Source organism: Nevskia sp. (assembly GCF_023266035.1).
In the GTDB taxonomy this organism is placed as follows: Bacteria; Pseudomonadota; Gammaproteobacteria; order Nevskiales; family Nevskiaceae; genus Nevskia.
This window is the reverse complement of record NZ_JAHFRY010000047.1, coordinates 9,291-30,602: the sequence shown is the minus strand read 5'-3', so window position 1 is coordinate 30,602 and position 21,312 is coordinate 9,291. Positions and strand designations below refer to the sequence as shown.

The following is a 21,312-nucleotide window of genomic DNA, read 5'->3' as shown; positions in this document are numbered from 1 at the left end:
ACTCTCGCCGTCACCGCCAAGGCCGGTGAACTGAAGGCGCAGGGTCTCGATGTGCTGAGCCTCGGCGCCGGTGAACCGGATTTCGACACGCCGGCACACGTCAAGGCTGCCGCCGTCAAGGCGATTGCCGACGGCTTCACCAAGTACACGCCGGTCGGCGGCACGCCGAGCCTGAAGCGGGCGATCATCGCCAAGCATCAGCGCGATAACGGTTTGGAATACGCGCCGAATCAGGTGCTGGCGTCGGTCGGCGGCAAGCAGGCTTGCTACAACCTCTGCCAGGCGCTGCTCAACGAGGGCGACGAGGTGATCATCCCAGCGCCGTTCTGGGTCAGCTATCCGGACATGGTCCTGCTCGCCGACGGCAAGCCGGTGATCCTGCCGACCGATGCCTCGACGCGCTACAAGATCACCGCCCCGCAGTTGGCGGCGGCGATCACCGCGAAGACGCGGCTGATCTTCCTGAACTCGCCGTCGAATCCCTCGGGCATGGCCTACACCAAGGCCGAACTGGCGGCGCTCGGCGAGGTGCTGCTCAAGTATCCGCGGATCATCATCGCCAGCGATGACATGTACGAAAAGATCCTCTGGGCGCCGGAGCCGTTCGCGAACATCGTCAACGCCTGCCCGGAGCTGTACGAGCGCACCATCCTGATCCACGCGGTGTCGAAGACCTACGCGATGACCGGCTGGCGTCTGGGCTGGTCCTGCGGGCCGAAGTGGCTGATCACGGCGATGGCCGACATTCAGAGCCAGAGCACCTCGAACCCGACCTCGATCGCCCAGGTCGCCGCCGAAACCGCGCTCAACGGCGATCAGGCCTGCGTGGCCGAGATGACCGTCGCCTTCAAGCGCCGACACGACCTGCTGGTCGATGGCCTGAACAAGATTCCGGGCATCACCTGTCTGCCGGGCGACGGCACCTTCTACGCGTTCCCGGACGTCTCGGGCCTGATGAAGGCCAAGGGCTTCGAAGACGATCTGCAGCTGTCCGACGCGCTGTTGAAGGAAAAGCTGGTGGCGCTGGTGCCGGGCTCGGCATTCGGCACGCCGGGCCACATGCGCCTGTCGTTCGCGACCAGCGACAAGGTACTGGTCGAAAGCCTGAAGCGCATCGACGAATACGCGCGCAGCTGACGCACTGCCGTGGTGACCGAAGGCCCGCACATGCGGGCCTTTTTTTGGGGCTTTCCGGTGCCGAAAGGGCAGGTCATGGGCCACAAAAAAGCCCGCACGAGGCGGGCTGGTTTTCTGCGTGGCTCCCTGAGTAGGACTCGAACCTACGACCCAGTGATTAACAGTCACTTGCTCTACCGACTGAGCTATCAGGGAATTCGGCAGGCGCGCATTCTAACGGAAGTTGCCGGCAAAGCAACATCATCTGCATCGATTTCGTCGCTTCGATGCTTTGCCGGCTTCGTCACGATTTTCCATCGCCGGGTGCAGATGCTGCTGCCTTCCTGGCCTGATCCCGCTGCCCATCGGCGAGGGTGAGCGCCCTCGGCATTGATTCGATCCCGAGGCCGGGTACCATACCGAAGGACCTTCACCATCGCGCCGTGTCGTCGATAGCGCCGACCGCCGCCATCGAAAGTCCGCGAGAGTCTTGCGAAGACACCCATAAGACTCCAGCAGCAGTGCACGCGCTTCGCTGGCCAGATCCGGCGGAGCCTGATGTTCACTTCGCCAGCTGGGGCCACCGCAATCAAAACGATCAGACCATGAGCACTCCGCAGCCGACGATCATCTACACCCTGACCGATGAAGCTCCCCTGCTCGCCACCTGCGCCTTCCTGCCGATCATTCGTACCTTCACCGAGGCAGCAGGCATCCAGGTAGACACGACCGATATCTCGGTCGCGGCGCGCATCCTCGGCGAGTTTCCGGATTTCCTGACCGACGAGCAGAAGGTCCCCAACACCCTGGCCGAACTCGGCAAGAAGACGTTGGAGCCGGACGCCAACATCATCAAGTTGCCCAATATCAGCGCCTCGCAGAACCAGCTGGTGGCCGCGATCCGGGAGCTGCAGGGCAAGGGCTATGCGCTGCCTGAGTTTCCCGAGAAGCCGCAGAGCGACGAGGAGAAGGCGATTCGCCTCCGCTACAACAAATGCCTGGGCAGCGCCGTCAATCCGGTGCTGCGTGAAGGCAACTCCGACCGCCGCGCGCCGAAGGCGGTCAAGGATTACGCCCGCAAGCATCCGCACAGCATGGCGCCCTGGAGCCAGGCCTCGCGCAGCCATGTTTCGCACATGCACAGCGGTGACTTCTACCATGGCGAGAAGTCGATGACCCTGGACAAGGCGCGCGACGTGAAGATGGAATTGATCACCGCCTCGGGCAAGGCGGTGGTGCTCAAGCCCAAGGTCGCGCTGCAGGCTGGCGAAGTGATCGACAGCATGTTCATGAGCAAGAAGGCGCTGTGCGAGTTCTACGAGAACGAGATCGAAGACGCGCACAAGGCCGGCGTGATGTTCTCGCTGCACGTCAAGGCGACGATGATGAAGGTCTCGCACCCGATCGTCTTCGGCCACTGCGTGAAGATCTTCTACAAGGCTGCCTTCGAGAAGCACGGCAAGTTGTTCGACGAACTGGGCGTCAACGTCAACAACGGCATGGCCAACCTGTACGACAAGATCAAGACGCTGCCTCAAACCGATCAGGACGAGATCAAGCGCGACCTGCATGCCTGCCACGAGTACCGCCCGGAACTGGCGATGGTCGATTCGGCCAAGGGCATCACCAACTTCCACTCGCCGAACGACATCATCGTCGACGCGTCGATGCCGGCGATGATCCGCAACGGCGGCAAAATGTACGGTGCCGACGGACGCCTCAAGGACGTCAAGGCCGTGATGCCGGAATCGACCTTCGCGCGCATCTACCAAGAGATGATCAATTTCTGCAAAACGCACGGCGCTTTCGATCCCAAGACCATGGGCACCGTGCCGAACGTCGGCCTGATGGCGCAGCAGGCCGAGGAATACGGCTCGCACGACAAGACCTTCGAGATTCCGGAAGACGGTGTCGCCAACATCACCGACCTCGAGACGGGCGAAGTGCTGCTATCGCAGAACGTGGAGACCGGTGACATCTGGCGCATGTGCCAGGTCAAGGACGCCGCGATCCGCGATTGGGTCAAGCTGGCCGTCACGCGTGCGCGCAATTCCGGCACACCGGCGGTCTTCTGGCTCGACCCCTATCGCCCGCACGAGCACGAGCTGATTCAGAAGGTGGTGAAGTACGTGCAGGAGTACGACATCAAGGGACTGAAGCTGGAGATCATGTCCCAGGTGCGTGCCATGCGGTACACGCTGGAAAGAGTGATCCGTGGCCAGGACACGATCTCGGTTACCGGCAACATCCTGCGTGACTACCTGACCGATCTGTTCCCGATCATGGAGCTGGGCACCAGCGCCAAGATGCTGTCGATCGTGCCGTTGATGGCCGGCGGCGGCATGTACGAAACCGGTGCCGGCGGCTCCGCGCCCAAGCACGTGCAGCAGCTGGTCGAGGAAAACCACCTGCGCTGGGATTCGCTCGGCGAATTCCTGGCGCTGGCCGTGAGCCTCGAGGATCTCGGTCTCAAGACCGGCAACCCGCAGGCGAAGATTCTCGCCAAGACGCTCGATGCCGCCACCGGCAAGCTCCTCGATAACAATAAAAACCCGTCGCCGAAAACCGGCCAGCTGGACAACCGCGGCAGCCAGTTCTACCTGGCGCTGTACTGGGCGCAGGAACTCGCTAAGCAGTCCGAAGATGCGGCGCTGCAGAAGCACTTCGCGGCGCTCGCCGAGACACTGGCTGCCAACGAGCAGGCCATCATCGAGGAACTCGCATCCGTGCAAGGCAAGCCGACCGATATCGGCGGCTACTACAAGCCCGATGTGGCCAAGATGGAAGCCGTCATGCGGCCCAGCAAGACGCTCAACGCGACCCTGGCAGCCGCACACGGCTGATCGGCGCGGCTGAAGGAGGGAGCCAGTTCGAATGCTGGCTCCCTTTCTTTTTGCCGCTCGACCAATGCGGCAGAATTTTTTCGTAGCTTTAACCCCGTTGGGCCAGCGACTCCGTTTGAGTCATCAAGTCCCCACGGAGGTTCTCGCCATGCGTCGTCATTTGCCCATCTTTGTCGCGGCCAGCCTGTTCGGTGCCGCGATCGCGCTGTCCGCCTGCTCCACGACTCAGCCTGCTGAATCGGGACACCAGGAAGCTTTGCCTGCCGCAGCGCCGCAGCCGTCGACCCAGGCTGCTGCTGATCAGGCTGTGGTCCGCGCCAAGTCGGCGAACGAAGCTGAGGCAGCCGGAGCGACGAGGGCCGAGAAATATCGACTGAGCAAGTCGATGCCCGTGCCGATGCAGACGCTGGTCGCACCTGGCGCGCCGCTGTACCAGCCACAGCCGGCCGACGATCGCGAGCAGTACGCCGCGCTGACCGCCAACCCGGTGTTCCGCGCGGGCGAAACGCCGGTGTCGACGTTCAGCGTCGATGTCGATACCGGCTCGTACTCGAACGTACGCCGCCTGCTCAATGAAGGCCGCCTGCCGCCGGCCGATGCGGTGCGGGTCGAGGAGTTGATCAATTATTTCGACTACGCCTACGCCGGTCCGAAGGATCGTTCGACGCCGTTCGCGCTGCACACCGAACTGGGGCCCACGCCCTGGAATTCGAACACCGAACTGCTGGCAATCGGTATCCAGGGCTGGAAGCCGCAGGCCAGCGAGACGCGGCCGTCGAACCTGGTGTTCCTGGTCGACGTGTCCGGCTCGATGCACGACAAGGACAAGCTGCCGCTGGTCAAGTCCAGCCTGAAGCTGCTGGCCAACGAGTTGACAGCGCGCGATCGCATCAGCCTGGTCGTCTACGCCGGCCGTACCGAAGTGGTGCTGGAACCGACGCCGGGCAACCAGACCGCGAAGATCATCGCTGCGCTCGATCGTCTCGAAGCCGGTGGTTCGACCAATGGCGCCAGCGGCATCCAGCTCGCCTACCAGATGGCCAAGCAGGCCTACATGCCGGACGGCAACAACCGGGTGCTGCTGGCCACCGATGGCGATTTCAATGTCGGTATCAGCGATGTCCGGCAGCTGAAGCAGATGGTCGAGGAGCAGCGGAAATCAGGTGTCGCGCTGTCGACGCTGGGCTTCGGCACCGGCAATTACAACGACCAGTTGATGGAGCAGATCGCCGACGTCGGCAACGGCCACTACCAGTACATCGACAGCCTGACCGAAGCGCGCCGGGTATTCGTCGACGAACGCGCGTCGGCACTGGAAACGATTGCCCGCGACGTCAAGATCCAGATCGAGTTCAACCCGGCGCTGGTCGCCGAGTACCGGCTGATCGGCTACGAGAACCGCCTGCTCAAGCGTGAGGATTTCAACAATGATGCGATCGATGCCGGCGACATCGGCGCTGGTCATCGGGTGACGGCGCTGTACGAGATTGCCCGCGTCGGCAGCGGCGGCGAGAAGATCGATGGTCTTCGCTATGGCGCCGAGCAGCGCAAGCCGGTGACCGGCAAGACTGGCGAACTGGCCTTCCTGCGCCTGCGCTACAAGCAGCCGGATGACGGCATCAATGCCAGCAGCCGGCTGATCGAGCGGGTGATTCGCCCGGACGACGCGGTGACAGCGCTGAAGACCTCGGCGTCGTTCAAGCTCGCGGCAGCCGTCGCCGCCTACGGGCAGATCCTGCGCGGCGGCGAGTATGTCGATCGCTACGAGTTGCGTGATGCCGCGGCGCTGGCAAGATCGGCGATGACGGGGCAGGCCGATCAGGCCAGCGGCCGCAGCGCAGAATTCGTCGAACTGGTGAAGCTGGCTGCCAGCCTGAAATCGACCACTGCCGCCAATCGCCCGAACGGGGAGATGACTGACTGAATGTCCGCGAGCCGCTGGCCGCCGCGCCGAGCGATGAACAGCTGATGCAGCGCTACCGCGACGGCGATGCCAGCGCCTTCGAGCCGCTGTATCGGCGTCATCGCGATGCTGTCTACCGCTATCTGCTGCGCGGCTGTTCGCGGCCCGAACTGGCCGGCGAGCTGTTTCAGGAGGTGTGGATCGGCGTGGTGCGAACGCGGGCGGATTGGCAGCCGCGCGCCCGCTTCGCGACCTGGCTGTACCGCATCGCCCATAACCGCCTGATCGACACCTGGCGCAGCACACCGCAGGGCCATGAGCCATTGCCTGATGAGAGTGATGAAGACGGCGGCACCAGCATTCCGCCAGCGCTGTGGGCGCCAGCGCAGGAGCGGCCCGACGAACAGCAACTGGCCGGCGAGCGCGGTGCGCGTCTGCGCAAGGCGCTGGCCGCACTGCCGCGGGAACAGCGCGATGCCTTCCTGCTGCACGAGGAAAGCGGCATGAGCCTGGATGAGATCGCCGAAGCCAGCGGCGTCGGCCGCGAAACGATCAAGAGCCGGCTGCGCTACGCGCTGGCCAAACTGCGGGAGGCGCTCGCCGATGTCTGAACCGAAGCCACCAGCCATGCCGGACGATGACCGCGAACTGGATGATTTCCTGGCCGGGCGCAGCGAGCTGTCGCGGCTTTATCGCCAGGAGGCAGCCGAGATCAAGGCGCCAGAAGCGCTCGATGCGGCGGTGCTGAGAGCTGCGCAATCGTCGACGCCAGCTGCGAAAGCGAAACCGGCTCGACTGCGTCGCTGGCGTCTGCCGCTGAGCCTCGCGGCGTCGATGGTGATTGGCATCGCGGTGCTTCGCGAAGTACCGCGAGAGCCAGCCTTGCCAGTGGCCAGCGAGGCGATGACTGTGGCGGTGGAAGCGCCGTCGCCGCCGGTTGCTGAGGCGGCGATGATGGCGCCTCCGCGCGCAGCAGCTGCGCCATTGCCTGAGCAGGCTGAAGCCAGGAAGAAATCCCTGCCGTTGTCGACGCCTTCCCGCACGATGCCCGATGCCGCTGTTGCCGGATCGCCGCCGTCAGCCGAAGTCCCAAAGCTCGAAGCCTACGAGCCAGCTCTCCACGCACGCAGCGCTGCGAAGGCGGCGGCTCCGCTGATGGCTGAGTCGGAGATGAAGGCCGACGATGACGCCTGGCAGCCCGCCCGCTATCACGGTCTGCAGCTTGGCTCGGTGACGGTGGCGGAATGGCAGCGCCGGATCGGCCATCCGGCTGTCACGTCCGCTCCATCGGGCGATGCCAGACTGGCAGTCGATGTGATGACCGGCGCCAAGCCTGAGGAGGAGCCGCAGCTCGAATACGGTCCAGGCATTGATCCAAGAGGTCGCTTGCGGGCCGAGCTGGATCCGCAGCGGCAACGGGTCGGCCAGGTGATTCTTGAACTGACGCCGGCGTTAACGCTGCAGGTTGTCGAGCAGGCAGAAGCCTTGTCCGGAACCGCGCGAAGGGAAAGTGAATCCGCTCTTCTGTCTGATCGGACCGCCTGCCGCGAGGCGCGTGCGCCGGGGCCGGATCAGGGCAGGGTGGCGTCGCTTGTCTACCCGGAGCGCGGCATCGAGCTGAGGCTGGACGGGGACGGTCGGGTGACCGAAATTCGCTATCTGGCGATGCGGCCCAAGCTGGTCTGTTGAGTCGGGAAAATTGCACAGTCCTCTGGTCGATTTTTGAATTTTGCCGCCATCCGGCGCGATTCCTGCTTACAGGCCTCAGCTTTGGATGGAATTGTTTGAAAAACATCGCAGCTTCACCACGCATGGGGCAGCATCCGTGGGTGATAATCCAAAGATTAATGAAGCCCTGTTCAACGGGGTCGAGGACTGGGAGCTCATGAAGAATCTGTGGCGTCCGCTGTTGAGCGGATCGGTTTGGCTGTGCGCGGCAATGGCCTCAGCGCAAGCTGATGACTTGATGCTGGTCTACACCAAGGCGCTCGACGGCAATCCTGAATACCAGTCGGTGGTCGCCGGTTATCAGCAGGCGCTGGAAGCGAAGCCGCAGGCTCTGGCCAAGCTGCTGCCGCAGATCGGCGTCAACGGCGATGCCTCGGTGGTGAACCAATCGCTCAGCGGCCGTTTCTTCGTCGGGGCAAGCCCGCAGCTTCCGAACGGTACCGACGTCAATCGCGAAGACTCGTTCAACAGCGTTGGCTATCAGGTCGGCCTGACGCAGGTGTTGTTCGACCGTGGTCTGTACCTGTCGCTGGATACCGCCGCGCTCGAAGTGAGCCGCGCCGGCATCCTCACCTACGACGCCCAGGATCAGCTCCGCATCGGCGTCGTCGATGCCTATTTCGCCGCACTTGCCGCCGATGACGAACTGCGCTTCGCCACTTCGGAGAAATCAGCGATCGAAGCAGTGCTGGCGCAGACCCGCGACAAGGCTGCCATCGGCCTGGTGGCCGATGCCGAACTGAAGACGGCGCAGGCGCAGCTCGATCTGGCCGACGCTGGGCTGATCGCGGCACGCAACGCCGTGTCGGTGTCGCGTGCCCAGTTGTCGCTGCTGACCGGCGGCGACGTCGGCGTGCTCAAGATCCTGGCGGAGACCTACGTGCCGGGCCCGCCGGAACCGAACCAGATCGGTGTCTGGATCGAGCGTGCCACCACCCAGAACCTGCAGGTCAAGGCTAGCCAGCTGGCCGTCGAACTGGCCAAAAAGAACGTCGACAAGGCCTACGGTCTGCGCTGGCCGAAGCTCAATGCGCTGGCGGCCTACACCTACGATTACGCGCAGGGCGGCATCTCCAACGGCATCGGTGCTGAAGGCAACCGGGCGACCGACGAGCGCGTCGGCATCCAGTTGCGGGTGCCGATCTACACCGGCGGCGCGGTCAACTCCGGGATTCGTGCTGCGCAGGCGGGGCTGACTCGCGCCCAGGCCGATGAAGCCGCCAAGCGCAACGATGCTTCACGGAAAGTGCAGATCGCGTTCCTGAACTGCAGTGCCGGCATCGCACGCGTGCAGGCGCTGAAGCGGGCCATCGAATCGACCCGAGCGTCGGAAGAAGCGACGCGGGTCGGTTATGAAGTCGGCACCAAGACCAATGGCGAACTGCTGCTGGCGCTGCGCAGCCGCTACAAGGCCGAGCGTGATTTCGCCGCCGCGCGCTATGACGCCATCACCAACACGCTGCGCCTGCGCGCGGCAGCCGGCAGCTTGAGTCATGCCGATCTGCTGGCCGTCAACAGCACGCTGCAATAACGCCGTTTTGGTCCATCCGTATTCCGTTTCGCTTGCTCAGAGTTCCTGATGGAAAGCCCTCGTCATCCGTTTCGCAAATTCATCTTCGGCTCGGCTGCCAAGTCCGCCGATGGCCTTTACTACGCGCTGACCGGCGCCCGTCACGGCCGGCCGATCCGGCTCGAGCCGGCGGAGTTCGAACTGGCGCGCCTGATGGATGGCGCGCGCGATGCCGCCACGGTGCGCAAGGCAGCGGCGGACACGCTGGGCGTCGAGCTCAGCGCTGACGAGCTGGAACGCTTCTGCAACGAACTGGCGATCGGCGATCTGCTCGCCGCCGGTAGCCACGAACCGCTGCCGGTGCCGGCGCTGACCGATGGCGAAGCAGTGATCGCCGGCTGGTCGAGCGGGCCGAAGCCGACCGGTGTGGGCTCGGAAACGCCAGCGCCGTCGACAGTGCCCGGCTCCTTGACCGGCCCCGGCCTGCCGGGCTCGCTGACCGGCCTCTGGGGCGCATTCCGCGGCGTCGTCGCACCACCGCGCATCCGTCTGCCAGCGGGTCCGCTGCTGCCCGTTGGGGGCCTGCTGAATCTGCCGATGCTCGCCGGCATCGTCGGCTTGCTGGCGCTGCTCGCGCTGGTCGCTGGCGCCATCGCGGTGATGTGGAACAAGCGCTTCGAGATGAGTGTCGATCTCGCTCGCCTGATCGAACCCTGGCCGCTGCTGCTGACCATCGTCGGCGGTGTGTTGCTGTTGAACCTGCTGTCGGAAATCGCCCGCGCGGCGGCGATCCACAATCAGACCCGTTCGACGCCGGCGTTCGGCATCGTGCTCGGCACCGCGCTGATCCCGCGCTTCCATACCGATACCAGCGGCGCGGCGGAAAGCGCGCCGCGCGAGCAGCGCCTGCGCATCGTCGGCAGTCCGCTGGTCGCACAGCTGATGTTGTTCGTGCTGTTCGTCGGCCTGTGGCTGGTGTTCCATCACAACCATTCGATCCTGCCGTCGCTGCTGGTCGCGATGTCACTGCTGACCAGCGCCTTCTTCCTGCTGCAGCTCAATCCGCTGGTCAAGCGCGACGGTTACAACTGGCTGGTGCAGTGGTTCCAGGCCTCGGATCTGCGCGAGCAGGCGATGTACGCGGTGATGAACTACGAGCGGCCGTGGAACGAGGCCAAGCGGCTGTCGCCGTCGGTGATGCGCTGGTACTACTTTGCCTGTACGGCATTCACGTTCTGGATGCTGGTCTGGGTGGTGCTGTTTCCGGGCCGCTGGCTGTCCGGCGCATTCGGCAGCGTCGGCGTCGTCATCGTCGTGCTGCTGATGGCCTGGTCGGTGTTCACCAGTGCGCGCCGGACCAAGACCACCCGCGGCTCGATCGGCGCCGGCAAGCTGAATCTGGCCGCGCCGAAGAAGCTGGATCTGGTGATCATCGCCGCCCTCGTGGTGTTCGCCCTGTTTCCGTACACCTACGAGCCGAGTGGCCAGTTCACCGTGCTGCCCAGCGCCCGTGCCGACATTCGCGCGCTGACCGCCGGCGACATCCGCGAGGTATTCGTCAAGGAAGGTGACAAGGTCAAGGCCGGCCAGGTCATCGCCCGGATCACCGATGACGAAGAACGTACCGCGGTCGCGTCCAGCGAAGCGTCGCTGGCCCGCCTGCGCGCCAATCTGTCGATCGCCAAGAAGGGCGCGAAGACCGAAGAAGTGGATCAGGCGCGCCAGGAAGTGGTGACCGCCGAGAAGCGCATCGAGTTCAGCGGTGCCGAAAGCGAGCGACTGAAGAAAGCCTTTGCCAAGCGTGCGGTTTCCGATCAGGACTACCAGCGCGCACGCTCGATCTCCGAGCTCGACAAGCAGCGCCTGCTCGAAGCCCGCAAGCATCTGGCGGTGGTTTCGGCCCCGACCCGCCCCGAGCAGTCGCAGGCGATCGATGCCGAGATCGCTCGCGAGCAGGCTCTGCTCGAACTGCATCAGAAGGCGGTCGAGAACGCGCAGATCAAGGCGCCGATCGCCGGCCGTGTGGTGTCCCACCAATTGCGTTTCGCGGTCGGTGATTTCCTGGAGCGCGGCGAACTGCTGGCGACGGTCGAGGACACCTCCCAGCTGCTGGTCGAGATTCGTCTGCCGGAAACCGAAGTGGGCACCATCAATATCGGCGCCAAGGCCTGGGCCAAGGCCTGGGCGTTTCCGGACAATGGCTATCCCGGCGTGATCCGCGAGATCGCTCCGAGTGCCGAGAAGAACGATTACGGCAAGGTGGTGCGCGTGGTCATGGCCATCGATCATCCGGACGGCAAGCTGCTGCCGGAGATGACCGGCTACGCCAAGGTTCAGACCGAGCGGGTGCCGCTGATCGTCGCCTTCACGCGGCCCGTGCTGCGCTTCTTCCTGGTCGAATTCTGGTCCTGGCTGCCGTAATGAACCTGCCGGCCAATGACGTTATCGGGGGTGTGAACCCCGCCGCCCGACGCCGCCCAACGGCGCCGGAGTACGGCCGGCTCGATGAAGCCGACTTTCGCCTGACCTGCGAAAGCGGCTTCGGCGATGGCTGGAATTCCTACGCCCACAGCATGGCCTGGTTCGAAGGCCGCCTGTATGTCGGCACCACCCGGGCGACGATGCCGGGCATGAAGCTGCTGCATCCGCCACCCGACATCAGCCCCTGGCCGGTGGAATCGCCAGACAACGTCTACGACATCGACCGGCGCGTGCAGATCTGGCGCTACACGCCGGAGATCGATCACTGGGAAATGATGTTCCGCGCGCCGGAAGTGCCCGGCCGCACCATCAAGCGTCTGGTGCCGCGCTATGTCGGCATGCGCGGCATGACCGTGTTCCAGGGGCCGAGCGATGCCAAGCCCTGTCTGTACGTGTCGACCTGGGCGCCGGTGCAGGCCGAGCCGCCAGACATCCTGCGCAGCGAGGACGGCGTCAACTTCACCATCGTCAAGCGCCCGCCCTGGGATACTTCGGTGCGCTCGTTCCGCACCTTGCAGGTGTTCAAGGGCCGCGTGCACACCACGCCGACCGGTTCCAATGTCGGCGGCAAGGCGCAGGAATGCGTCGGTTCCGAGGCGATCATCTACTGCAGCGACGATCTGCCGACCGGCATCTGGAAGGCCTCGAATCCCGAAAGCTTCGGCAACCCGCAGAACCTCACGGTGTTCGAGATGGGCGTGTTCAACGGCCATCTGTACGCCGGCACCGTCAATCCTTACACCGGCTTCGAGCTGTGGAAGACCAACGGCGACGGCGGCCCTCCGTACAAGTGGACGAAGGTGCTGCAGCACGGTGCCTGGCGCGGGCCGTACAACGAGCTCGTGGTCAGCCTGTGCGAGTTCAAGGGCGCGCTGATCGTCGGCACCGGCATCGTCAACGGTGGCTATCACCGGGCGTTCAAGATCGGCCCCGGTGCCGCGGAAATCCTCCGGGTCTGGCCGGATGACAGCTGGGAGATCCTGGTCGGTCAGTCGCGGGTGACGCCGGACGGCGCCAAGGTGTCGCTGTCCGGCTACACGGCCGGCTTCGACAATCTGTTCAACGGCTACATCTGGCGCATGTGCACGCACGGCGAATACCTGTACGCCGGCACTTTCTCGTGGGCGAACTCGCTGCCGTTCATGCCGTCGCAGAAATGGCCGGTCGACGTCGTCAAGATGATGAACACCTGGGGCATCGAACATCTGACCCGCAACTACGGCGGCTTCGGCCTGTGGCGCACCCACGACGGCGTGCGCTGGGAATGCGTGACCCGCAGCGGCTTCGGCAACAAGTTCAACTGGGGCGTGCGCAACTTTGCGTCGACCGAGCACGGCTTGTTCGTCGGCACTGCCAATCCGTTCGGGCCGCGAGTGGCGGTGCAGGAAGGCGGCGAGTGGAAGTACATCGACAACAATCGCGGCGGCTGCGAAGTGTTTCTCGGCGTGCCGGCGGTGAAGCCGACAACAGAAACGCCGGCTCGCTGAAATGATCGAAAGTCCGCTGTTGATCGTTGCGCCGCCCGGCGCTCATGCCTCGCGGCTGGCGGCAATGCTGGGCCAGCACAGCCACGCCCAGGATCTGCCGGAACTGAGCTTGTTCATGGCCAAGACGGTTGGCGGACTCGGCGAGATCAGCGCGCTGTCCGACGGCGTGACCACCCATGGATTACGACGGGCGATCGCCGCCGTCCACTTCGGTTCGCAGCAGGACGCGGCGATCGCCGATGCCGAACGCTGGCTGGCCCGACGCAGCGACTGGCAGGGCTCGATGGTGCTCAGCGAGTTCGTGCAGCGTCTGGCGCCGAAGACCTTGGTCAGCGCCGATACCGCGCTCGGCTGGCGTCCGGATTTTCTCGATCGCCTGCTCGACGAGCTGCCGGATGTACGCCTGCTGCACCTGATCGAGCATCCCCGGCGCTGGTGTCGAGAGACGGCGACGGCGCTCGAGGGCCGCTTGTTCGTGGCCCCGGACTACAAGGATTACGCGGTTGCGCCGCCCGCAGTCGACCCGCAGCTGGCCTGGCTGCGTGTACACAGCAACATCGCTGACGCCGGCCAGTGGCTGCCGGATACTCAGTACCGCCTGCTGAATGTGGAAGCGCTGCTGGCTCGCCCGGACGCGACGCTGACCGAGCTTTGCCAATGGCTGGGTTGGTCTGCTGCGGAAAGCGAAATCAACGCCATGCAGCGGCCGGAGTTCAGCGCCTTTGCCGGCCTCGGGCCGAGTAGCGCCTTGTATGGCGCTGACGAAAGCTTTCTTGCCGATCCCGGCTTCGTGCGCCGGTTGCGATCAACGGACAGCCTGCAGGGAGCGTTGGAATGGCGACCCGAGGTCGCGGGTTTTGCGCCGGAAGTACTGAGTCTCGCGGAGCGTTACCACTACCGTTGAACTGGCTGGCAATCCCTGCGAAATCCCCGGCCGCATTGCACGGCCCGGGATTCGTCGTTCAGGCTGGCTTGGCCGCAAAGGCCTGGCACCAACCCTTGGCCGAGACGGCCTTGCCGGCGAAAATGCCGCAAGGTCCGCTGGCCGCGCCCGCTGCGCCACTGAACAGCGCACATTTCGCGCAGACACTGCCGGGCTTGAACGCCGGTTGGGTTTTTGCATCCAGCTTGGACGAGTCGGCGACATAGCCGAGTGACTTGGCCGTTGGATCATCCGGCGACAGCGCCGGCAAATCAGCCGCGAAAGACTGCTGGCTGATCAGTAGCCCAGCCGGTGCAGCAGCAGCGGCAACAGCAAGCGACAGGAAACGACGACGGGACACCGGCTTCGTATCGAACATGGAATGCCTCCTGACAAGGGAAGCAGGAGATTATTCCTCTAAAAATTTCGATGACGAAATGAGTTTGATTGTGATTATTCGCTCATTTGAGCGGTGTATCAGCAAAAAATCGACCCGATTCCATGTTTTCTGCCGTGATCAGCCGTTGGTGCCGGGCGGGCTTGCAGCCTCGATCTCGAGAAAAGGCCGCAGCCAGTCCATGACCCGCGCAGCGTTGCTGATCGGGAAGAAGTGGCCGCCTTCGGGAACGATGCGGAACTCGCCTTCCGGGCGCAGCGCCTGCAATGCGCGGCAACTCGGCATGCTGCGCGACCAGTCGCCGTAGACCCACAGACAGCGCATCGGCAGGGCGGCAATCGCCGGACCATCGATGCCGGGCAGCACCACTTCCTGCATCGCCGTGGTGTTGTCGAGCAGTTCGACGAATTGCTTGGCGGTGCGTTGCGCGCCGCGGCCTTCGCCGAACGGCGTGAACACGTCCTTGGCTTCCGAGCCGCCGCCGCTGGTCTTCCAGCGCGCCAGCACTTCGAGGAACAGCAGGCCGACCTGCGGCTCCTGCTCCCAGTCATGGCCGGAGGTGCGCGACACCTCGATCTCAAACGGTGACAGATGCGGCGAATCGCTGAGCCGCTGCGCCGGCTGCAGCGCATTGATCTTGGTATCGAGCACCACCAGCTGAGCGACCCGTTGCGGATAAAGGCCGGCGAATTCCAGCGCCACACCGCCGCCGTAGCTGTGACCGATCAAGGTGCAGGCTGCGATGCCGAGATGATCGAGCAGGCCGGCCAGGTCTTCGGCGACCAGAACCGCTTCGTAGCCGCTGGCCGGCATGCTGCTGTAGCCGTGGCCCCTGAGATCGAACAGCGTGATCCGGAAGTGCTTGGACAACGGCAATGCGTACTGCAGGAACCAGAACGCGCGGCTGGCGGCGAGCCCGTGCACGAACACCAGATCAGGACCTTCGCCCATCTGCTGGTAGGCGATGGTCACGTCGTTCAGTTTTGCGTCAGGCATGTCGATCGGAATCTGGACACCGCGACCTGGGCTGGCTCGCGACGGCGGTGAATGGAATGGGCGGCTGGCAAGCGCTGTTGATCGATTCGAAAACCCGCATTAGGGCTTCGTGCGCTCTTGTTGCCATCAGCCTGCGCAGTGTATTACTGGGAGGTAGCAGTTTTGCGCGTTTTTCGTACCGGATTCCTCGTTTATGGCTTGGATCATGCGGTGCGAAGGCCAACTGAAAGGATCGCAATACAACAAGGCAGCGACGCTCGTCGGCAATCGCGAGCGAAGCACCTGAACCAATATCAAATCTAGTGGATATCAATTCGATCGGAGGGAGTTCGATGAAAACGTCTCTGGTAACGATGGCGTGGGTCTGCGGTCTGGCGGCAGCGCCAGCCGCAATGGCTGGCGAGACAGCAATCCAGCAAACGAATGTGGGGGGCGCGACCGAGTCGCTGCGGGTGATGCGTGACGCTGAAACCGGCGCACTGCGGTTGCCGACGCCAGCCGAGGTCAAGGCGATGGAAGCCAGCTCGGTGCAGAAGGGGGCACCGAAGCCAGTGCAGGTTCAGGTGGCTCCCAATGGCATGAAGTCGGTTCGTCTTCCGGCCGAGTACCTGATCAGCATCGAGGCCACTCGCGATGCCAATGGCAACATCACCAGCCACCACCAGAAGCACGACATGGAGCACGGCGCCAGCGCCGCGCTGCCGACGGAGTAAGCCACGTGATCAAGAAACTGATTCTTGCGGTATCCGTGGGTACTGCACTGTTCGCGCTGCCGGTCAGCGCTGCTCAACTGGTGCTGTTCAATGTCGACGACCCGGGTGTAGGCTTCAACGATCCGACGCCGGCGACGCCGGTCGGCGGCAATGCCGGCACCACGCTCGGCGAGCAGCGCCTGATCGCTTATGACCGGGCGCTGACCTTGTGGGGCAGCGTGCTGAAGAGCAATGTTCCGATCGTCGTCCAGGGTTCGTTTGCCCGTCTGACCTGTACTGCCGCCGGTGGTGTTCTTGCCCAGGCCGGTGCCACGTCGGTGTTCTCGGACTTCCCGAATGCGCCCCTGGCCGGTCACTGGTACGGCGGTGCGATTGCCGATGCCCTTGCCGGTGAGGATCTCGATCCAGGCTACGCCGACATCGTCGCCAACTTCAACGGTGCCGTCGGCCAGGCGGACTGCATTCCCGGGCCAGGCTTCTACTACGGTCTGGACAATGCGCCGCCGCAGGGCGCGATCGACTTCCTGAATACCTTCATGCACGAAGTTGCGCATGGTCTCGGTTTCCAGAACTTCGTCAGCGAACTGGACGGTACCTTCCTGGCCGACGTGCCGGACGTCTACACGGCCAACACGCTGGATCTCGACCTCGGCAAGAAGTGGGACTTGATGAACACGGACGAGCTGCTGTTCTCTGGCGTCAACACCGGCCGCGTGGTCTGGGATGGCCCGAAAGTGACGGCGGGATCGCTGGGCATCCTCGGACCGTATGAGGGTCTGCGGGTCAGCGGCAAGCTGTCGCGCGAAGTGGACTTCGGCACGGCGTCGTTTGGTGCGCCACCGTCGCCGAGCATGAAAGTGGGTTCGATCGTCGCCGCCATCGACAATGACGGCACGCCGAACCCCAGCGATGCTTGCGGACCGCTGATCAACAATGTTCGCGGCAAGGTGGTGCTGGTCGACCGTGGTACCTGCCCCTTCGCAGTGAAAGCGGCGAATGTGCAGGCGGCTGGAGCGGTGGCGCTGCTGATTGCCAACAACGCGCCAGGCGCTGGCGCCATTGCACCGGGCGGTGCTGATCCGACGATCATCATCCCGGTGCTGGGCATCTCGTTCGAGGATGGTGCCGATATCCGGGCTGCTCTGCCGGGTGTCAGCGCGCAGTACTTCTCGGACGCTACGCGCCGCGCGGGTGCAGCAGAAGGCTTTGTCCGTCTGTTTGCGCCGGGTGTGGTGCAGCCGGGTTCGTCGATCTCGCACTTCGATACGGCGGCAACGCCGAACCTGCTGATGGAACCTGCGATCACGCCGACCTTGCGCGCCAGCCGCAACCTCGACCTGACGCCAGCGCTGATGTTCGACATCGGCTGGAAGGCCGAACCGGTGGCGCTGGGCCTGTGCACGTCGACTGTGCCGGGTGCGCTGGCCAATGGCGCCTTGGTGCTGCCGGAGGTCGAGAGCTGTCAGGCGATCAGCAATCCGCGCAGCTACGGCTTGTGCGTGGCCAAACTGGCACGTGACTACGAAGCGGCAGGCCTGATCGACCGCCAGCAGCGCGTGTCGCTCACCGCTTGCGGCGTCGCGGACGCTACCAGCCGGGCGAAGTAAGTGTAAGCATTAGGGCCGGCATCGCTTGACGCTCAGGCGTCAAACGGAAGAAGCCCGGACACGCAAGTGTCCGGGCTTCTTTTTGTGCGTCGAACGCTGGCCGAAGTGACGGGCTTCGGCCAGCGTCTGACTCAGACGAAACCGACCAGGAAATCGGCGATTTGGCCAATGCTCAGATCGTCGACATAGCGGCCGTCCTTCATCAGCAGCTTCTCGAACGGCACCTTCTTCTTCGAGATGTCTTCCTCGATCGCGACCACCAGCTGGATGATGTCGATCGACTCGAAACCAAGATCGCCGAGCAGCCGGGTATTGGCATCCATGCGGCCCTCGAACTCGTGATCCCAGTCCTGGGTGAAATCCTCGAGGAGAACGATGAGCTGCTTGACGTAGTTGTCGTGGGTATCGGACATTTTTCAGGTTTGATTTCTAGTAGAGCGGTGAAGCCAGTTTCTCGAGCGTGTAGCGGTTGCCGACACTGCTGACCACGAAGGTATCAGGGACCAGCTTGGCCAAGGCGCCGTCGGCAACCTTGTTCTCGAGCAGATCGAGCGAGCGCTCGACATCTGCGAAATTGATTTCGCGCTTGATCGGCGCGAGATCGTAATTCCACCATTTGAGCTTCAGAAAGCGCTCGATGGTGGCATCCGGAAAGCGATAGCGCAGGACCTTGGCCGGTGAGCCGGCGACGATTGCATACGGCGGCACGTCGCGGGTGACGACACTGCGCGCACCGACCACGGCACCAATGCCGACGGTCACGCCGCGCCTCACGAAACTGCCGGCGCCGATGTAAGCCTCATGGCCAATCACCGTTTCCGCAGGCATTCCGTGATCGGCCCACGATGGCCCGGCGCTTTCGTCCGGCGACAGTCGGGCGAAGTCTTTCATCTGATACATCTTCGGCATGTGCGACGGCCGCGAGAACGCGAACGGATGGGTACTGAACATATCCATCGGATGTTCTGGCGGGCCGACGATCGTCGACTCGCCGACCTGCGAATAGCGGCCGAACTGGGTTCGGTAGGCGCTTGCCAGCCCGGCCGCGTTATAGAAGCCGAAGGCTCCCATCGAGCAAGCCTTCAGCCGATGGCCGTGGATCATCGCCGGCCGCTCGAAGCGGAACTCGAACACCTTGTTGTTGCCGTCGTCGATGCAGACACCAAAATCGAGCAGCTCCGAGGCCGACAGGCCCTCTTGCTTGGTCATCATTCTCTCAGCGAGCGTCACGGAAAATTTCTGCCCGGTTATTCCATGTAACCGAGCATCTGCAGCTGCTCGATGATCTGGCGCTTTTCTTCTTCGTCCATGTCTTCGGCCTTGGCCTTTTCGCCAGCGCCGATGGTCGGCTTGCCGATCTTGACCGGGTGCTCGGCCAGCCAGTTGGCGGTGAAGAACGGCTCGGCGGCCTTGCCCTCGAAGTCGCTCGGCACCGGCAGGCCCAGGCTGTAGAGCAGGGTCGGGCAGACGTCGCGGATGTCGAGGCGGTCGACCTGGCCATTGGCGGCAATGCCCTTGCCGTAGGCCATGAAGATGCCATCCGGGTGATGGGTGCCGGCCGGGCTCGGACGCTTGACCACTACCGGCTTCAGATTGCGGATCGACACGAAGCCGTTGTCGCGCAGCACCAGGGTGAGATCGCAGGCGCGCTCCATGTGCTGGCCCGGGAACCATTCCTCGCGCTTCAGCACGTCGACGATCACCGGCTCGCCGTCGTCGTTGCGCAGGGTCTTGAGATCCTCGATCAGCTTGTCGCGGAACGGGATGTAGTCCGCCTGCTGGATACCCGGCTCGCCCGGCTTGGTCGAGACGCGGATGTGGATGCCGTTCGACGATGGCGTGCGGCAATAGGCCGTGGTGTTGGCCCAGTCGAGATTGGCGAAGTCGCTGGCTTCGCGACGGATCGCCTGCTCACTACCGTCATTCACCGCCCACTTCAGATAACCCAGATCTTCGAGGAAAGCATTGATGCGCAGCGTCTCGACGGTGGCGGTAAAGCCGTGATCGGAGGCGAAGAACACCTGGCATTCCGGGCCGGCCATGGTCACCAGCTTCTCGATGTAGCGATCGACGTTGGCGAAGTACTCGCGGCAGACGGCGCGCATGCGGTTGTAGAACTCGGTGCGCTCGGCCGGCACCAGCGCCGGATCGACGAACTGCCAGGCCTGATGCTGGATCTTGTCGGTGCCGTCGAACATCACCGCCATCAGATCCGGTGCATCGTTCTGCAGGATGTATTCGGCGATGTTGAACCACTGCTCTTCACGCGGCAGGTGGTAGCGCACCCACTGTTCCATGTCGTTGTCGTTAAGCACTTCGAGCGCCTGCTTCTCGTTGTCGAAGTCCCAGGCCAGTTCCTTGGCATCGAAGCCCGGAATCGCGTCCTTCAGGCGCTCGAACAGGCCCGGCGTCGAATTGCGGCGCAGATGCTTGGCCGGAATGAAACCCGGCACGATCGAGCCATTGACGTGCTTCGGCGGCGGTGCGGTCAGCGGGAAATTCAGCGCGGCGATCGACTTGCCCTGACGGCTGGCGATCGACCAGATCATTTCCGAATCGACATCGCGGGAGTCGTACAAGGTCCAGTAGACCTCGCCGCCCTTGTCCTCGGCGCGGATGAAATCGAACACGCCGTGCTGGCCGGGGCCGCGGCCGGTCATGATCGAGGTCCAGGCCGGCGGCGTCAGCGGGTTCGGCGTGGAACGCAGATTGGCGCGCGAGCCCTTGGCCATCAGGCCGGACAGGAACGGCATGGTGATGCCTTCGCCAGGAAGGTCGCGGGTCATTTCGTTCAGCACGGTGAACGTGCAGCCGTCCATGCCGATGAAGAGGGTCTTGGTGGTCATTGGAGGTCCGCCTTGAATCCGTATGTGGTTGACAGCAGGGGTGTTGGAGTAGTGCGCAGCAGAATCTAGGCCACAGCGGCGCGAGGGCCGCTGCTGGCTGACAGCGAAAGCAGTGATAGCGCGAACACTTCGTTCGGCCCGAGATGCAATGCAACGGCGTGATCGGCGCCGGCATGGCGAACCAGCACCGCGCCGACCGGCGCCGCCGCGCGCGGCACGGCGCCATCGACGACTTGCCAGTCTGCTGCGCTTGCCGAGTGGTCTGCGAGCCCGGCAGCGCGTGCTGCAGCTCGCTTGGCACTGGTCAGCGCGGCAATGGCGCGATCCTGTTCGGCATCAACCAGCCCGGCGAGAAAGCGCTGCCGCTCGGCATCGCCGACGGCATAGATCTGGGCGCCATCGGCGGTCGGACGATCGAGCCGCTGGTAATCGATGCCGATGCCCAGCCCGGGCGCGGCGCAAGCCGCGAGCGCATGACCACCGTGCTCGCTGATCGAGATCGATGGCAGCGCGGCCAGCGCGACACCGTCGATGCGCAGCAGTCGCAGGTTGCCGTCAGCAGTGCTGGCGATGGCGATATCCGAGGGCGCGACGGTGACGTTGTGGCTCTGCTGCAGCCAGATCCGCACCGCATCCTTGGCGGCGACGCGGCCGAGCAGCCAAGCCTCGCGCTGTGGGCCGGTGACTGGCAGCGCATACCAGTCGCGGCGCTCGTCGTCGTTCAGCACCAGATTCGCGAGCACCCGCTTCCAGATGCTGAAGC

The 21,312-nt window shown here is 64.0% G+C and carries 16 protein-coding genes, 1 tRNA gene and 1 pseudogene; 11 read left to right on the top strand and 7 right to left on the bottom strand.

Translation table 11 applies throughout. The features are described from left to right. Positions 1-1,137: pyridoxal phosphate-dependent aminotransferase (locus Q0D45_RS09235; protein ID WP_293391652.1), on the top strand; the 1,137-nt coding region annotated here is incomplete at its 5' end. 119 nt (positions 1,138-1,256) lie between these two features. On the opposite strand, the gene Q0D45_RS09230 is transcribed toward Q0D45_RS09235, so the two are convergent. Then, positions 1,257-1,332 (bottom strand) — tRNA-Asn (locus Q0D45_RS09230). 389 nt (positions 1,333-1,721) lie between these two features. On the opposite strand from Q0D45_RS09230, the gene Q0D45_RS09225 reads away from it, so the two are divergent. The 8 genes from Q0D45_RS09225 (at position 1,722) to Q0D45_RS09190 (ending at position 13,972) form a co-directional block, all read left to right on the top strand. Beyond that, positions 1,722-3,959 carry an NADP-dependent isocitrate dehydrogenase gene (locus Q0D45_RS09225; protein WP_293391649.1) on the top strand — a complete coding sequence of 746 codons (2,238 nt, stop codon included), beginning with the start codon at positions 1,722-1,724 and terminating at the stop codon, positions 3,957-3,959. 148 nt (positions 3,960-4,107) lie between these two features. Beyond that, positions 4,108-5,883, top strand: a complete 1,776-nt coding sequence (locus Q0D45_RS09220; protein ID WP_293391646.1) for a VWA domain-containing protein — start codon at positions 4,108-4,110, stop codon at positions 5,881-5,883. Beyond that, positions 5,880-6,473 carry an RNA polymerase sigma factor gene (locus Q0D45_RS09215; protein ID WP_366946397.1) on the top strand — a complete coding sequence of 198 codons (594 nt, stop codon included), beginning with the start codon at positions 5,880-5,882 and terminating at the stop codon, positions 6,471-6,473. The genes Q0D45_RS09220 and Q0D45_RS09215 overlap by 4 nt, the downstream gene beginning before the upstream one ends. Positions 6,474-6,744: 271 nt before the next feature. Continuing rightward, entirely contained in the window at positions 6,745-7,551 is an 807-nt protein-coding gene (locus Q0D45_RS09210; RefSeq protein ID WP_293391643.1) for a hypothetical protein, read from the top strand. 250 nt (positions 7,552-7,801) lie between these two features. After that, positions 7,802-9,121 (top strand): TolC family protein, encoded by a 1,320-nt coding sequence (locus tag Q0D45_RS09205; RefSeq protein ID WP_293391640.1) that lies wholly within the window; start codon positions 7,802-7,804, stop codon positions 9,119-9,121. A gap of 48 nt (positions 9,122-9,169) precedes the next feature. Further along, the gene (locus Q0D45_RS09200; RefSeq protein WP_293391637.1) at positions 9,170-11,521 is read left to right on the top strand and encodes an HlyD family efflux transporter periplasmic adaptor subunit; all 2,352 of its coding nucleotides are present in this window, start codon (positions 9,170-9,172) and stop codon (positions 11,519-11,521) included. A 32-nt stretch (positions 11,522-11,553) separates the two neighbouring features. After that, entirely contained in the window at positions 11,554-13,068 is a 1,515-nt protein-coding gene (locus tag Q0D45_RS09195) for a hypothetical protein (RefSeq protein WP_293391634.1), read from the top strand. A gap of 1 nt (position 13,069) precedes the next feature. Continuing rightward, a complete protein-coding gene (locus Q0D45_RS09190; protein WP_293391631.1) occupies positions 13,070-13,972 on the top strand; it encodes a sulfotransferase in 903 nt (300 codons plus the stop codon). 58 nt (positions 13,973-14,030) lie between these two features. On the opposite strand, the gene Q0D45_RS09185 is transcribed toward Q0D45_RS09190, so the two are convergent. Then, positions 14,031-14,369, bottom strand: a complete 339-nt coding sequence (locus Q0D45_RS09185) for a high-potential iron-sulfur protein (protein WP_293391628.1) — start codon at positions 14,367-14,369, stop codon at positions 14,031-14,033. Positions 14,370-14,507: 138 nt separating this feature from the next. Beyond that, complete coding sequence (locus Q0D45_RS09180; protein WP_293391625.1) at positions 14,508-15,383, bottom strand: alpha/beta hydrolase; 876 nt, start codon at positions 15,381-15,383, stop codon at positions 14,508-14,510. A 455-nt stretch (positions 15,384-15,838) separates the two neighbouring features. Between Q0D45_RS09180 and Q0D45_RS09175 the strand changes: the two genes are divergently transcribed. Together Q0D45_RS09175 and Q0D45_RS09170 are read left to right on the top strand one after the other, a co-directional pair. Next, on the top strand, positions 15,839-16,096 hold the full coding sequence (locus Q0D45_RS09175) for a hypothetical protein (RefSeq protein WP_293391622.1): 258 nt from the start codon (positions 15,839-15,841) through the stop codon (positions 16,094-16,096). A 5-nt stretch (positions 16,097-16,101) separates the two neighbouring features. Then, entirely contained in the window at positions 16,102-17,703 is a 1,602-nt protein-coding gene (locus Q0D45_RS09170) for a PA domain-containing protein (protein ID WP_293391619.1), read from the top strand. A 131-nt stretch (positions 17,704-17,834) separates the two neighbouring features. Here the strand turns inward: Q0D45_RS09170 and Q0D45_RS09165 are convergent, their stop codons facing one another. The 4 genes and pseudogenes from Q0D45_RS09165 to Q0D45_RS09150 form a co-directional block, all read right to left on the bottom strand. Continuing rightward, on the bottom strand, positions 17,835-18,116 hold the full coding sequence (locus tag Q0D45_RS09165; RefSeq protein ID WP_293391616.1) for a phosphopantetheine-binding protein: 282 nt from the start codon (positions 18,114-18,116) through the stop codon (positions 17,835-17,837). A 16-nt stretch (positions 18,117-18,132) separates the two neighbouring features. Continuing rightward, positions 18,133-18,912: a CatB-related O-acetyltransferase gene (locus Q0D45_RS09160; RefSeq protein WP_293391613.1), complete on the bottom strand. Its 780-nt coding sequence runs from the start codon at positions 18,910-18,912 to the stop codon at positions 18,133-18,135. Positions 18,913-18,950: 38 nt separating this feature from the next. Beyond that, positions 18,951-20,549 carry an alkaline phosphatase family protein gene (locus tag Q0D45_RS09155; protein WP_293391610.1) on the bottom strand — a complete coding sequence of 533 codons (1,599 nt, stop codon included), beginning with the start codon at positions 20,547-20,549 and terminating at the stop codon, positions 18,951-18,953. Positions 20,550-20,614: 65 nt separating this feature from the next. Next, a pseudogene (locus Q0D45_RS09150) lies at positions 20,615-21,312 on the bottom strand (type I polyketide synthase); the annotation flags it as partial.